Origin of the sequence: Ensifer sp. (assembly GCF_031989085.1) — a bacterium.
Classification (GTDB): domain Bacteria; phylum Pseudomonadota; class Alphaproteobacteria; order Rhizobiales; family Rhizobiaceae; genus Ensifer.
In genome coordinates this window covers 56,204-70,220 of the sequence record NZ_DALZXU010000010.1, presented here as the reverse complement: position 1 = coordinate 70,220, position 14,017 = coordinate 56,204, and the positions used below count along the sequence as shown (strand labels likewise).

Below are 14,017 nucleotides of genomic sequence, written 5' to 3'. Positions count from 1 at the left end.
AAGCTCCAGGACGGTCCAGGTAATGGCGGCAAGCACAAGCACGCCGCCGAGGATCTTCGGCCAGGCGATCATGCTGGATCGAGCCGTTTGCGGATGAAGAGGAACGCGCCGACCGCAAACGACGCGACAATGATGCCGGCCAGCGGCCACTGCAGCGGACCATTGCCGGTGAAGGCAAAGGCGATCGTCGACAGAATGCCAGCCGCCCAGATGACATTTTCCTTCGTCACGACTTCCGGCGCTCTGGCTGCGGCCGGCTGGGTGCTCGTCGAGACGAACTCGCTCTTGGCCCAAAGGCCAGCCTCGGCCGCGCGACGGTTGAGGAGGCCCTTCACCCGCTTGCCGCCGGCGTTGACCCATTTCATCAGCTCGGCCGGCACGGCATCATCGTCGCTCTTGTTAAGTTTTTCAGCAGCGTCGACTTGCCGAGTCCGCCGGTGTTGAGGTCGAAGGAGACGAGAACCGCGAACTGGTTGTCGGTCAGCGGCACTTTGACCAGGCGCGAAACCCGCTCCTCAAACATGGAAAGGTCGGACAGGAGGATCTCTTCCACCTTGACCTCGGTGATCACCATCGTCGGCGTCACCGTCGGCGCGCCGGCTGCACTCGTGTGACTGTAGCCGATGGTCCAAATACCGCCGACGTCCCGATACGCCCTCGTCTTGAGGCCTTCCACTGTTTGACGAGCGCAAGGCCCGCCGCATTGATGCGTCGTTCATTCATGTTTGGAACCTATTTGGTTAGTGGGAGTTAAAGCGCCAGACTTTGGTCGCGGCGAGCGAGCTGCGGGGACTGAGGCGCTGGGTTGGAAGATGGATTTCGAAAGGATAGGGCGAGCTCGGATGATGGTCCGGCTGCCAAGGCATCGGGTGCAATTGGCAGAGATCAAACTCCCCCTCTTATGTGAATTGCTGGAAATCTACGGGCTTGCGGTGGTGAAGCGCGACGAGTTGCGCGCGCGGAGAATCCGGCGCGACCTGGTCGCCGAGTACGATGAACTGTGCCAAGCGATGGAAGATGATGCTATCCAGCTCATCGCGTGCGCCCGGCCGCGTCTGGTGCGGTGAGGTCTCATGCGCAGAAGTAAGAGATATGATTGGGATGGCGCGCGCCTGCGCCGGATGAAGGTGGCGAGATTTGGGATCGCCGTCGCTTTGGCGGGTCTACTGGTCGCAGTGGCGACGCAGGTTGTGACGAGGGCACTTTAGTTTGTTTCCTGCCGATTATCTTTCCCTGCACCGCCGCCCGGCTGTTTGAGCTCGAGGCGCGTGGTCGCCCCGACGGTCCGGTTTGCCTTGTGCGTGACGGTGACAATCCTGTAGGTACCATCCACCCCTGGGCGCGCGCCGGTCAGCGAAAATTGCGCCTCTGCCTGCGCGTCCGGAGCGATGTCGAGTTCCACGCTACCCTCTCCCGCCTCGCTTTTCCGGCCTTCGGCGCGTAGCTTCGCTTGCTCCTCATCACCGACGGTCATCCGAACAACATTGTTGGCTTCCGGCGCGTCGTCCGCAGTGTCGATTTCCACCTCTGTCGATTTGAAGCGGGCTTCCTTGCGATCAAACGCCTGCAGCTCTTTCGCCTTCCCGCTGCACACGCTCCGCTTCCGTTTCGGGCCGAGGACGTGCCGTCGGTATCGGCATGCGTTTCTGCGTCGTGTTATGGCGACCGGTCGAAGGCTTCGCTTTCTCCGAAAGATAGAGATCCTGCGCTGCGCGCTGGCAAGATCATCGTAGACGCTCTTGATTTCACCACGCCCGACCTTCTGCAGCGATTTCATGTAGGCGTCGTTCACCTCCCAGAACCACGCATCCGGGTTCATGATGCGATAGCGGTCGCCGAAATCGTTGCGCTGACGGTTGCGCTGCTGCTCATCCATGCCGCTCAAGCGCGTGCTCGAGCGGTGACATCGTCGATGCCTTGCGTCACCGCCTCGAGCGCCGGGTTGGCAACAGTGGCGACACCCGACCTGACCTGTCGAGCTGGGCTTGGCTGGCCCACTTGCGGAACTCAATCTGCGGGCGCCACCGCAGGATCTGATACTGCACGAGGCGTCAAAACCTGACGAGCCCATTCTCCAGTTCAAAGAGCAACTGTAATAGTGCCGGAGAGGCGATCGCAAAGCGCATGACCGTGGCATGACGGTTTGCTGTGACGATGCCCGCGTCTTGCAGCCGCTGAAGATGCCTGAACGCCGTCGGCTGGGACACTCCGACGGCGCGCGCAAGAGTACTTGCGGAAAGCGTCCGACCCGACAGAGCCGTCAAAAGCAACAGGCGTTTGGGGTGCGCAACAGCTTGCAGGAAATTTGCGACGCGGCTCGCTTTGCTGTCATCCCACGTCAGCATGCTCCTCCTCCTCGACAGCTTAGAATTTCGTGGCCATTTGCTGCAAAGAGGCGTTTATCGTTGATGCTCGTTAGGACAAGCAACCGGTAGTACGGCCAGTACTGCGATCTATTCCCGTCGATACATTATGCGATCATTTTGGCCCAGAACGTGAACATCCTAGCAACGAGTCCTCCAACGCACTCTTGACGGACGGCTCCCTTCACTCATCGTGCACTTTGGCTTCGGACCCCGATTTTTGCCTTCAAACTAACCGCAGTTGTTCACGACGCTACACTCCAATCGCAGGCTCTGGTAGGAACATTTGTAGCATCGACGACCTCGCCGCGTTAGGGAGATTCTTTCTTGCAAGACGTTCTGGAAAGCCCCCAGGAAGTGCGGATTCACCTTGTAAGACCCACCGCACCGAGTGCGCACAGGAAGACGAGGCAATCGCGTTGCGCTTTCTGATGGACGATAGCGCGCTGGGCGTCGTTGCTCATGAGCTTGGAATTGCCAATTCAAGGACACAGTCACCACATGAAGCCGTACACTTCCAAGCAGATGGGCGACGCATGCGAAATGATAGTAGCCGCAGAAATGACGCTGGCAGGAATTCCAGCCCTTAAAGTACCAGACAATTGGCCCCATTACGATGTGATTGCCCAGCCGTTTGAAAAAGCGGCGCAACGCATCTCAGTGAAAAGCCGCACGTTCAAGACGGGAGCGGCGTACGTTGAGTACAAGGCGAGCGACCTGTTCGATTGGATAGCCGTCGTCATATTAGCGAATGACGGCTCGAACAACCGCTCCATCTACATCATTCCTCGCGCAGCAGCCGATGCCGTGGCCCGCCAAGACAAGCCAACCTCCAAGACTGCAATGCTGCGTTACTGGCGCATCGATGAAATCAGCAAGCTGTTTGAACGCTATCGCGACAACTTTACGCTGAGCGAGCCGTTGTGACCCCAAACTGCAGAGCGACATGCTACTGGCATCATAAAGTCATCCCGATCCACTCATTGATGAGCAAATAAATGTCCATTCCTATTGTTACAACCCCGACTATCGTTGGCCATGAGGATGCGACACCTCTCGGTATTGTATCTGCGCAATGCGCTTTCGGCATGAACATATTTAAGGATATAGCGACGGCGTGGCGTGATGTAGTTGGGGGTAGAGCTCAAAGTCTGCAAAATACTCTGTCAGACAGCCGAAAGCAGGCATTGTCAGAACTGGAAGCGCAAGCAGTGGCACTTGGCGCCACCGGGGTGGTCGGCCTTGACCTAGATTTTACCGAATTCAGTAGCGGTGGCGGTATGGTAATCGTCATAGCAACGGGCACGGCGGTCAGATGGGGCGTCGCCTCTGGCGTCGATAACGGCGAGCCCGACTACCGCAACGTTATCAAGGCGGCAATCGACGCCTTTTCGGGCAATGCCCCTGCAGCGCTTTTGAAAGTTTATAACGGGTTCGAACGAACAAAGCAGATTGCCGGTATTCGAGCGGCTGTCGAGTATGTGTCACGGGACATTAGACGACAGGCAAATGAAGCCAAGATACGGTTTGGTAGTCACTTCAAGCTTGAGGTTGGTTACTTTATGGGCCGCGCGATGCAAGACACCTCTTTTCCACCGGTGGAGCAGCATTTCGAAAATCTTGCGGCTCTTCATCCGTACTCTACAGACGAGTGGGAAGCTCTTCATTCGACTTTTATTACGCATTTTGACACGTTGACCACTGAACACAAAAGCGTTCGGCCTCGTTACGAAAGGGTACTTCTCGAAATAGAGCGCGGGATTTCCATGGCCCAGTCGCTTGAAACTGAGCATGGGGAATTGCTAAAGCTTGGCAGCGGTTGTCAGTCTCCTGCCGTAGCGGAGTGACCTCCCCTAAATTGTACAGCATCAGCACGCCTTCCTTACGCGTAAGCAGGCGGACGAATACGCGATTAGGCGGGTCCGCCAATGTCCGACGTGGCTACTGGTTGAGCCATTATGCCAAGGGGCGTAAGACTTCCCCGCCATCAGCATTTCTGTCACACGACGATTGTGCGGTAGCGATGATTGCGCCGCCGGGCCCAGTCGTCGATGTCAATCACCGAGGGCGGGGTCGACGTTGGTATTCCTTGCCGACGGATACTTGTCCGCTTCACCGAGCAGTGCCCCGGCGTTTGCAGTCAGATTGTTGAACAAGTTCAAGGATTACGAGGAGGCTTGGTTCAGTCGCAGCCAACCTCCGCGCACCGATTTCGAAAACATCACGACTGGTGCGGATTATATCGATACTCCGATTTAACGCGATTGACGCGGGGCCGGGGCTGCGGGCGACTATCGCGATGGACTACTAATGCACTCGACGTGATAGGTTAGACGAGCCAGCGACGCGATTTTATCTACGCCCGCGCTTGAGTTTCGTTGTTCATTCCCGCTCACTCACGGTGGAGACCTCTTGAGCTGCCCGTTCGACGGCCACTAGCGCCTTGTGGGAGGTTGCGGAGCCAGACCTTTCGATATCCTGCTGGCCGACTGCCACGCTTCGTATTCTTCTTTCCCAAACGTCTCGGGGGTGACCTTTTGGAATGGCAGATTCAGGATGTTGAGCCCCGCGCCGGCCTTCAGAATCACCTGGTCCGCTTGACTGATTGGGCCGGGCGATCTTTTGACCGCAATCCATTGCGACCTGGAGATGATGAAAGCAGCGAAATCGGCGAGCTGCAGGCCGGCGAGTTCCGAGGATTTACGAAACGACACCCTTGGCCCCTGGATAACATCCCCCCAATTGGGAAGCGCCCGCTCGCGCCCGGCAGGAATGATCCCCTCGTCGACAAATAGGGGAAAGGGCAGAGAAAAGTCTTCCGGTCCTTGATCCCGCATCGATCTGATGTGGTGAGTCACACCTGAGCAGAGCATCAACAATGCAAGCTGCGACAGGTTTTCCAGATCCCAGTCACCGACCCGGTTTGGATACTGGCTTTGCGGATGGTCGAGCATCGTAAAGTCATTGACGGTCTGATGCACGATCGGAAGAGCAAGCTTGCTCATCACGTGGGCCATCAGATCGATGACCTCTGCCCGCCGTTGTGGCGAAACGGTACTCCATGCACCCGTTCCGCTATAGATCTCGGTAAAATGCAGTTCATCGACGCCGAACTCGCCGTGCACCCCCTCAATGAAGATTTTCATTCCTTGCTCGACATGCTCGGCGATCGTGGTGGGGACAATGACGGCGGTCCACGATTTGCGATCACCTGGGAGGAAGACTGAACCCGAATCCGCGCCAGGATTGCCGGAATCATCCGCATAAATTGCTCCGCCCATCACGACCCCCTTTTTCCTTTCAGCGCAACCGTCGTCCACACTTGTCGTTCATCACCGAGACAGCCGGCGCCGAACCGCCCCGACCTGCTTACATGGCATTGAACAGGCGATCAAACCCGCTAATCTTCTGGATGAACACATCAGAGTGAGAGCCAAATGGCTACGTCTGTTGCCGAATGAATGTCGCCGAGTGCCGGTACGCTCTTGCGAGCCGAGCAACTTCTGGATCGATAACGATCGCAGGAGATTGCATGGCCGGCCGGCTCCAAAAAACTGAAGCGAAATGCGTTCCTCCGCAGGAAGGGCGCTGTTGGTATCGTGACCGTCAGTCCAGCCGACCAGATGGGCCTCCTCGATGAGTCTTGGGAACGTCTCCCGGCTACCGACCTGGCGACATTTGACACAAGCCCTCCGCTTTCCGGCGTGGCTCGGATGAACGTGAACGCGCGTGATCCGTGCCATGCCCGCGATTACGATTCAAACCGAAGATGTGGGTGCATCTGAACAGGCAAATTAACCACTAATTGTCAAGCGCTACCTTGTAAAACCTGCGCAAATCACCCATCATCTACTCAACATCGCGTGGCAGCGTCAGTTGCCGCGCACTACGTGTCCCCGATACGGCACGATAAGGGAGGTAAAATGGGATCGATTTACAAGGAGCCAATCCCGACACGCGCTTCAAAGGCGAACATTTCAGCATTCGCTGAAGAGGTCGCTATCGAGCTTTCATTCGATCCCGGTGACCCCATTGAGTCGGTTGTATCGGAGCTCGGGGGCGCGATTTCGTATCGCAATCCGATCGGAGAAGAAATTCCGGAGTCGATACGCGTGGAGCCCTCTCGTAAGTTTAAGATATTCCTGTCTAGCCTGACCTCGTCTAGTCGAGACCGTTTCACAGTCGCGCATGAGCTGGGGCATTTCTTCTTGCATTTTCCGCTCGTAGCCCAAGCCCATCCCGGATACGGAATGAGGGCAACAAGGTGGGTTGATGATAACAATCCGGACCTTCAGCGGTGCGAGTGGGAGGCGAACTGGTTCGCGGCCGCTTTTGTCATGCCCGAAGCTAAGGTCAGAGCTTCGTTCAACCAAGGCGGCGTGTACGCTATCGTTTCGGAATTCGGCGTTAGCGAGAAGGCAGCGCTAGTTCGCGCGAAGAGCTTGAATCTGCCGGTGGCCTAAAATTGAGCTTGTGTCCGGAGTATCGCGTACGGCTTTTTCTATCGGTTGACCTCGTCGGATCCACTGCCTTCAAGAGTGGGTCCGACGTCGCGGCAGACGCTCTCTATCCAGAATGGGTGGAGAGCTTTCGACAATTCTACCAGCAATTCCCCGAAACTCTCGATTCATCGTATCGCCAAACCAAGAGCGCCCTTTCTGGTGATGATCAGCTGATCAATGGCGGTCCAAAGATCTGGAAAACGATTGGTGACGAGATCCTATTCTGTGCGCGGATCATCAGTCTGAGGCATCTTTCGTGCTGCATCTCGTCTTTTTTGACCGCCCTCGACAACTACGGCAGGATGCTTGAGAACTCTGGCGTTCCTCTCGACGTCAAAGGGGCGGGGTGGTTGGCATCATTTCCAGCAGAGAACATTTCGATTTCAGTTCAACGCGGCGGCGCTAGTGGAAAAGCTGGAAACCAGGATCTGCTTTCGGAGGAGTTCGAGGACGAAGCGGACAGGTTTCCGTTCAGGTTCGACTTCTTGGGCAAGGGTCTCGATGCGGGTTTTCGGATCGCGAAGAATGCATCGACGGATCGGTTTACGTCGTCCGCAGAATTAAGCTTTTTGCTCGCACAAGCCACAGTCCAAAATATGTTCTCTGGACGGTTCACCTACCACGGTCGAGAGACGTTTAAAGGTGTCATCAGGAACCAACCCTATCCTGTCGTGTCCATTGACACAGAAAGGAACCCTGAGAAGCGAAATATCCGCGAACGCGAGCGCATTTTGACGCGTGAGTCTGAAGCTTCGCCGCTCGCGCTTCACGACTTCCTGTTGGCGTTCATGAGCCATGAAAATATGGAGATACCGGTTCTTTCTATGGATGGCGGCGATGAAGGCTTGGAGCCGCCAGCATCGTATCAGCGCTTCAAAAGAGCCTGGGAAGTTGGAGCCAAGGAAAATCAGGAACGCGATGACAGCATCACAGCTTCCGAAAACGCGGAGAATGAAGGTGGCGAGCATTTGTCGCCAGCAATAACGAACTTTGCAAAGCAAATGAGTAGTGACGCTTCGAGGTTGACGTCGAGGGCCTCAGCCGAAGAATTCAACGGCGAAACTATTCGCGCAGCGCCCCGCGCACTTTCCTCTGCTCAAAGCAAGGCCAGCCGGAAAAAGCCGAACGGTAGTGACGACGAAAACTCGGCTGGCCGCTAACAACTAAGCCGTGCACATATGAAGCGCGCCCGATCTCGAAAAAACGGTTGCAGCGCGATTATTCTAGGGGACTTCAAATGATCGGCGATGAAGGCTTCAAGGCAGCAGGCGAGATAGCAAAAACTACGACTAAGGCGATCGAGGCTGGTGAGAAAGGCGGGAGTTATCTCGCGAAAACATTCGAAGACGCCATTCACGCCCTTGCCGGAGCTGCCGCTGACTCAGCTGCAGCATTCAGAATAAGAAATCGTGCGTCGATTGCCGTCAAAACGGAGAAACATCTTCGCTCACTTGGACTCGATAAAAGTTTCATCGCCATGGAGGAACGCGCAGCGGTCCCTTTGATCGAAGCGTTTTCAGTTGAAAGCAACGATGACCTTCAGGAGTTATGGGCCTCCTACATCGTCACTGCTATCGATCCAAACAGTCCGGCAATCGGAGTGACGGCGATGATCACTAACGTAATAAGCAAGCTAGAGCCGGAAGACAAAGGCGTTCTCGACAGTCTTTTCGAACTAGACCTCGCTGAGCCCCGCCGAGAATCAATTAAACTTAAGAATGCCGATTTCAACACGACCGAAGAGTCATTGAATTTTTCGCTCGCTCGTTTTGTCGCCCTCGGGCTTTTCTCCTGTGACAATTCAGGAAGCGTCGGATTTGCGGCAGACGATGGACACAAGATGCCTTGTAACGTCGAGATTTATACGTCGATCGGCTGGTTCCGTGCGCTTCCCCTATTGCTCATGTTTAAGCAGTCTGTCATGCGGTGACCAAGAAAAATGCCCGCCGGATAAGACCAACCCGCGTTGCGAGATCACGACTTCTTTTTCGCTGGCGCCTTCGGCTGTATTTTTGGCGCCTCGGTTCCAGCCCACGCGAGGCCGTTCATGAATGTGCTGCAAGCTTGGATCGGGCCGACCAACACGGTAGCGCCCGCTAGGTTCCCGCTGACCTTTTGGCGTGCCTTTGCCACGTCCGCGTCCGAAGCTCCTAGCGCCTTTGCCTTTGCAAGATTGGCCTGCGCGTCGGCGCGCATCTGCGAAACCGAACCGTATCCGCCATATGCCGGGCAGTTCATTGCCACGGCTTCTGCGCCTGCATAGCGGTTAAGATACGCCTCCATTGGAGTTGCGGCAGGCGTGGTATTGCAACCGGCAAGCGACAACGCCGCTGCACCGGCAACGAATAGTATTCTCATTTATGGTATCCCCCCTGAGCCTTTACAACTTATCGTGTACCGTTGCCTTCGTTGCCAAACAAGTGGCTCTAGATACAATAGCCCGGCTTGAGGGACCGGACAGTGAGGGAGGTAATGAGCAATAGTCCCGGCAAAAAGGTAGGCCTGTGCCCTGGGTGGCGAGGAGCAACTTAAAGCACTTGAGGAATTTCTACGCGCCCACGACAGTGCACATTGACTATGCGAGCCTGTCATCTCTTGGTAGCAGCGACCACGCGCTGATTGTCTCGATCGACCTGAAGTGAGCTATGAAGAACGAAAACCCGCCGTCGCCCACTGACGCTCGCACAAGGAAGGCAAGAAGGGATGACTTCAAGGCCGCAGTAAAAGTCCAATTGGCCCAGTGCGTTGGTTACCTTTGCTCGCATCCTAACTGTCAGCGCCCCACCATCGGGCCCAAAATGGGTGACCTGGGTTCAGTTAACGTCGGCATCGCAGCCCACATCAAAGCTGCCGCAGCAGGAGGTCCTCGCTACGACGCAAACCAGACGCCCGCTGATAGGAGTGCATTCGACAACGGGATTTGGCTTTGCTCGGATCATGCACACATCATCGATCATGACGAAAAACAGTTCACGAATGAGATTCTGAGAGGATGGAAACGCGATGCCGAAGAGCGCGCGTTTCAACAACTCGTCAGCGGACGGGGTCCTGCAGCGGTCTATCCCCCGGCAAACGAACTTGTAGATGAGTTGCGCGAACTGAGGAGCTTGCTGGGTCTACCAGCAAAGGCCGCCCTTCCCGCCATACGAGAGAAACTGAAGGCTGGAGCGCTAGTTCAGATTGAGGCGTTCGAAGCAAGCCCCCGCTGGCCCCAGCATCCGGTCAACCTTGAACTTGCGATAGAGGGAAGCGCAAATACCACCTCCTTAGATCTGTCCCGCATCCCACAGGTGCTGATGGCGGTCCAAAGGATCGTTGTCGTGTCAGGGCCCGGCACAGGAAAGACAACTACACTCCTCCAGGCGGCGCGCACGATGATCGCGTCAGGTCCCGTTCCGGTTTTTGTTCCGCTTGGGGAGTGGGCCGAGGCCCACAGCGACCTGTTTACGTGGCTTGTGGGTCGTCATGGGTACGAGGGCCTAAATTCCAATCACGTCAAGCTTCTTGCCCATCACGGTGAAGTGGCGCTGTTTCTCGATGGTTGGAACGAAGTTCCTGCCAGCGCGCGAAGACGGCTGATCAAGGAATTGGAAGGACTACAGAGGGACTACCCCCTACTCCACCTAGTCGTTAGCAGCCGACGAGAAACTCTGGACGTGCCGATTGTAGGTAGGAAGCTGGACGTTCTCCCGTTGTCGGAATCGCAACAATCCGACATCGCGAACGCCATGCGAGGGGAAAGCGGGCGCAGCATCCTCGACACGGCTTGGCGCACACCCGGCCTTCGAGAACTAATCGTCATCCCGCTCTACCTGCGAGCACTCATCGAAGCTTCATCTTCCGGAACACTTCCCGAGACAAAGGAAGAGATACTGCGTCGTATGGTGGACGAGCATGAAAGCGACCCGGCAAACGCTGAGATCTTCCACCGCGATCTTCAGGGGTTTCATCACGCCTATCTGGCTGCACTGGCCACAAGGGCGCAGGAAACGGGACGCACAGCGTTGCCGCTGGTGGAATCACGAGCGGCCCTCGGTCGTGTAAACAAAGCGATTGTTGAGGAGGGACTATCCGCGACTCCACCTAACGCAACCGCCATTCTCGACTCTCTCGTTGCGGGCCACTCTCTCATTCTTGCGGGTGAAACCTACGGGTATCAGCATCAGCAGTTCCTAGAGTGGTTTGCCTCAAAAGAGGTGGAAGATGCATTGCGATCGGCAGGTCAGCTTGCCATGGATCATCCCTTCGTCACGAGCCGCCTCAACGAAACAGGCTGGGGCGAGGCAGTCTTGTTCGCTTTTGAACGCATGTCTCGTGCCGACACCCAGGGCTGTAGCCGGATCGCCGAGGTCGTCGAACTGCTCCTGGGTATCGACCCACAATTTGCAGCAATGGTCATCAAACGATCCGGAGCAGTGGTGTGGGAAGCAGCAAAACAAACTGTCATCACGTTTGCGCGCTCCTGGCACAGCCCGGGCCAACCTGATCGCGCCGCGCGCTTCATGATCACAAGTGGGCGACCAGAGTTCGCGGACCTCATTTGGCCCTTGGTCTCAGGAACTGACCACCAGGTGCAGGCTGAGACTATCCGGCTCGTCGAGAGGTTTAATCCCGCCGTTCTTGGGAGCCACCTGACGGTCGGCTATGGCACGCTTTCGGACGAGGCTCGCGACACACTCGTCGGAGAACTTGCATACCACGGCGACAGCGCAGGCATGGATGCAGCGCTCAACCTGGCACTGACAGAACCCAGTTTGTCGATACGCTACCGCGTTTTCGAGGCTCTTGATTTTCGGGGAGCAAGCTCAAGGGTCGAAAGACTGATCAAAGGATCCAGCGACGCGCTTGCTCAACAAGTGGCTCAGCGAGGCGATTGGGATAGCGTGCGCGATGTATCCCTAATCGAAGATTTGGTGAATCGGCAGAGTGTGCTCATTGCTGCGGATCCATCGCCGGTTCGTCGCCTCGCGCGAGCGACAGCATCATCTCGAGGTACAGAATTGGGTGAAGCGATCACGTCCGCTCTCCACGATCCTACTTTTTCCTACCAAAACGAGGGCGAGCACGTTGTGGCTGAGGCGTCAGCGCGGCTTCCGGAAACTGTTGCCAAAGCACTCGAGTGGCGTCTGATAAATGGATACGAATTGCCCCACAGGCCATATGGCTACTTCGATGCGTTGGCGCCAGACGACGGCGGGCCCATCTCTCGCATGCTGTTAGACGGCGACTTTATCAAGGAGCGAGCGCGTTACGCTGCTTACCTCGTAGGAACCGACACGGTAGGAGATCTCCTGAAACGGTTCCTCGAAGAACGTCGCGATTTCCATGCTGTTGGCCTCCGTACGGAAGCGGCTTATGCTCCCGTGCGAGCGCTGGAAGAGATATTAGAAAGCACTCGGGCCGACGTACTATTCGCCGCTCTGCAAAAACACGCAAGCGTCATTAAGCCAGTCGAAATTCGTAATCTTTGCGACATCATAATTGGCCACGGCAGGCATCATGGACGAGAGACCATAGTAGTTACACCAGAACAGCGCGCACTGGCTGTTTCCTTGATGGATGGATGGGCTCGACAGTTGTTCGACCAACAGGCGTCTCGCGCTGAGTTGGGAAGGCTGACACGGGCTATGCGACGATTGCCTGATCCTAGCCAGGCTGGCGTGCTAGGCAGGATGCTGAATGCGGAACTCAGAGGTCTACAAAGCGCCAGGGTGGCCTTTGAAGAAGATCGGCGCAATGAGGCAGCGCGAAGCGAGATAGGCTACTCGCATGCGCACGACTACCGGACGGCGTTGACCGCCGTAGGCACCCGGGAAGCGGAACTAATCCTCAAAGAACATCTCTTAGATCCAGATTTCGGCATAGAGGCCGCAGTTGGTCTTCAAGTCATTTGGCTATCAAACAACGAGGCGCGATCGGACACCAAGTTTCAACAATGGCCAGACTTCGAGCGAGCCATCGCAAATAGGTCGAGAGACCGAAGCATTTCATGCGATGCTGCTGATGCAATCCTCAAGGCAGCCGAGGCCGCTAAAGCTGAAGGGACGGTTGGCGGGCAGCGTAGAGCCATGCAACTTGCAGGCCGCGCCGCCTTGTTGCCGCACGGTGAGCGTTCGGCGTTCTATGCCGATCTTATGCAATCCAGCTCCGACAGTTGGGGAAAGCTGGACCTTGCGAAACTAATGGTCGTCGGTGGCTTGGTGCCTGCCTCACAGACAATCATGTCGGGGCTTCAGGAATGGATTGCATCGCTGGCTGATAGAACATGGGTCGACGATAGCAAAGTGACCGAGATGCTGGACTGGCTGAAGCTGCTTCCGTATTCAGACGACCCTAAGGCCTTTTTTGTTGGTCTCGATGCCATCACCCCGAAGTTTGACTTCGGGTGGTGGCGCTTGAGGGACGTCTGCCTCTCAATCAAATACCTACCGGAAGTCGAACGCATCAACCTCTTGCGCGGAATCGCCCAACGGGTTCCCGATCTCATTGAGCAGTATGAGTTCTACCTGGCGATGCCAAAGCCCGGTGCGATCACCCTCGATTTTCTGGAACAAATCATATCAGGCCAGTTTGCTGGGAAGTCGTTAGACCGCGGGGCGCGGTTCGACTATCCGCAACAGGTATTCGGGGCTCTTTCTCCAGAGGATCGCGAAAAACTACCGGAGCGCTTCGAACGGGCCCAAAACGTGAAAGTAAAGCATTTTCTGGCGGAAATGCTACTCGCTGGCGCTGATCATGAGGTGTTCCTGATGCTGGCGTCAGACCCGGCCGGCCGGACCGCAATCACCAACCTTAGGTGGGGCGCACGGGAAAGTTTGCTGTATCACCACGAGTCGATCGGAGGGAACGCGTTCGAGTTGATCCCGCGCGACATCAAGAGGCTTCGAGAAGGGCTCTTCGACCTCACGCAATCGGCCGACCGCGAGACCGCAGCGTTCGCCGTCGACTACCTCGAGCGTATCGACTCTGAGCGCGATGGAAAGGGCGACGCCAGCTTCGGTCCGAGACATCCTCGCCTTGCCTCGGGCCGGCCTTGGCCGGATGTTGAGCGCATTCTTGCCGCCGCCTCCTCCGTCCATCCTTTGGAAAATTAAGAATCCATTAACCATCTGATTTAACGTGTGAAATATCACAAACAGAAGCTAATTAGTT

General features: G+C 56.3%; 11 protein-coding genes and 1 pseudogene. 7 read left to right on the top strand and 5 right to left on the bottom strand.

Going from position 1 to position 14,017, the window contains the following annotated elements:
* Positions 1 to 68: 68 nt before the first annotated feature.
* A pseudogene (locus tag RTP54_RS27730) lies at positions 69 to 723 on the bottom strand (lysozyme).
* Between the two features lie 119 nt (positions 724 to 842).
* Here RTP54_RS27730 and RTP54_RS27725 point away from each other — a divergent pair.
* Positions 843 to 1,067 carry a hypothetical protein gene (locus RTP54_RS27725; RefSeq protein WP_312367033.1) on the top strand — a complete coding sequence of 75 codons (225 nt, stop codon included), beginning with the start codon at positions 843 to 845 and terminating at the stop codon, positions 1,065 to 1,067.
* 137 nt (positions 1,068 to 1,204) lie between these two features.
* Here RTP54_RS27725 and RTP54_RS27720 read toward each other — a convergent pair whose 3' ends face one another.
* Together RTP54_RS27720 and RTP54_RS27715 are read right to left on the bottom strand one after the other, a co-directional pair.
* Entirely contained in the window at positions 1,205 to 1,885 is a 681-nt protein-coding gene (locus tag RTP54_RS27720) for a hypothetical protein (RefSeq protein WP_312367031.1), read from the bottom strand.
* Between the two features lie 166 nt (positions 1,886 to 2,051).
* Positions 2,052 to 2,345, bottom strand: coding sequence for a metalloregulator ArsR/SmtB family transcription factor (locus tag RTP54_RS27715; protein ID WP_312367030.1), 294 nt, complete (start codon positions 2,343 to 2,345; stop codon positions 2,052 to 2,054).
* A 519-nt stretch (positions 2,346 to 2,864) separates the two neighbouring features.
* Here RTP54_RS27715 and RTP54_RS27710 point away from each other — a divergent pair.
* Both RTP54_RS27710 and RTP54_RS27705 read left to right on the top strand, forming a co-directional pair.
* On the top strand, positions 2,865 to 3,290 hold the full coding sequence (locus RTP54_RS27710; RefSeq protein ID WP_312367029.1) for a hypothetical protein: 426 nt from the start codon (positions 2,865 to 2,867) through the stop codon (positions 3,288 to 3,290).
* 71 nt (positions 3,291 to 3,361) lie between these two features.
* Positions 3,362 to 4,210 (top strand): YbjQ family protein, encoded by an 849-nt coding sequence (locus tag RTP54_RS27705; protein WP_312367028.1) that lies wholly within the window; start codon positions 3,362 to 3,364, stop codon positions 4,208 to 4,210.
* Between the two features lie 588 nt (positions 4,211 to 4,798).
* Here the strand turns inward: RTP54_RS27705 and RTP54_RS27700 are convergent.
* Entirely contained in the window at positions 4,799 to 5,644 is an 846-nt protein-coding gene (locus tag RTP54_RS27700; RefSeq protein ID WP_312367026.1) for a DUF3800 domain-containing protein, read from the bottom strand.
* A 642-nt stretch (positions 5,645 to 6,286) separates the two neighbouring features.
* Between RTP54_RS27700 and RTP54_RS27695 the strand changes: the two genes are divergently transcribed.
* The 3 genes from RTP54_RS27695 to RTP54_RS27685 all read left to right on the top strand — a co-directional run bounded on the left by RTP54_RS27695 (position 6,287) and on the right by RTP54_RS27685 (position 8,795).
* Complete coding sequence (locus RTP54_RS27695; RefSeq protein WP_312367024.1) at positions 6,287 to 6,826, top strand: ImmA/IrrE family metallo-endopeptidase; 540 nt, start codon at positions 6,287 to 6,289, stop codon at positions 6,824 to 6,826.
* Positions 6,827 to 6,828: 2 nt separating this feature from the next.
* Entirely contained in the window at positions 6,829 to 8,025 is a 1,197-nt protein-coding gene (locus tag RTP54_RS27690; protein ID WP_312367022.1) for a hypothetical protein, read from the top strand.
* A gap of 77 nt (positions 8,026 to 8,102) precedes the next feature.
* Positions 8,103 to 8,795, top strand: a complete 693-nt coding sequence (locus tag RTP54_RS27685; RefSeq protein ID WP_312367020.1) for a hypothetical protein — start codon at positions 8,103 to 8,105, stop codon at positions 8,793 to 8,795.
* A 44-nt stretch (positions 8,796 to 8,839) separates the two neighbouring features.
* Here the strand turns inward: RTP54_RS27685 and RTP54_RS27680 are convergent, their stop codons facing one another.
* On the bottom strand, positions 8,840 to 9,223 hold the full coding sequence (locus RTP54_RS27680; protein ID WP_312367018.1) for a hypothetical protein: 384 nt from the start codon (positions 9,221 to 9,223) through the stop codon (positions 8,840 to 8,842).
* A 287-nt stretch (positions 9,224 to 9,510) separates the two neighbouring features.
* Between RTP54_RS27680 and RTP54_RS27675 the strand changes: the two genes are divergently transcribed.
* Positions 9,511 to 13,959 carry a hypothetical protein gene (locus RTP54_RS27675; protein ID WP_312367016.1) on the top strand — a complete coding sequence of 1,483 codons (4,449 nt, stop codon included), beginning with the start codon at positions 9,511 to 9,513 and terminating at the stop codon, positions 13,957 to 13,959.
* Positions 13,960 to 14,017: the final 58 nt, after the last annotated feature.

What these genes read in the sequence shown, in the direction of transcription:
- RTP54_RS27700 (WP_312367026.1), bottom strand. Translation starts at nt 5,644, where the DNA reads ATGGGCGGAGCAATTTATGCGGATGATTCCGGCAATCCTGGCGCGGAT.
- RTP54_RS27705 (WP_312367028.1), top strand. Translation starts at nt 3,362, where the DNA reads ATGTCCATTCCTATTGTTACAACCCCGACTATCGTTGGCCATGAGGAT.
- RTP54_RS27685 (WP_312367020.1), top strand. Translation starts at nt 8,103, where the DNA reads ATGATCGGCGATGAAGGCTTCAAGGCAGCAGGCGAGATAGCAAAAACT.
- RTP54_RS27715 (WP_312367030.1), bottom strand. Translation starts at nt 2,345, where the DNA reads ATGCTGACGTGGGATGACAGCAAAGCGAGCCGCGTCGCAAATTTCCTG.
- RTP54_RS27675 (WP_312367016.1), top strand. Translation starts at nt 9,511, where the DNA reads ATGAAGAACGAAAACCCGCCGTCGCCCACTGACGCTCGCACAAGGAAG.
- RTP54_RS27710 (WP_312367029.1), top strand. Translation starts at nt 2,865, where the DNA reads ATGAAGCCGTACACTTCCAAGCAGATGGGCGACGCATGCGAAATGATA.
- RTP54_RS27680 (WP_312367018.1), bottom strand. Translation starts at nt 9,223, where the DNA reads ATGAGAATACTATTCGTTGCCGGTGCAGCGGCGTTGTCGCTTGCCGGT.
- RTP54_RS27725 (WP_312367033.1), top strand. Translation starts at nt 843, where the DNA reads ATGATGGTCCGGCTGCCAAGGCATCGGGTGCAATTGGCAGAGATCAAA.
- RTP54_RS27695 (WP_312367024.1), top strand. Translation starts at nt 6,287, where the DNA reads ATGGGATCGATTTACAAGGAGCCAATCCCGACACGCGCTTCAAAGGCG.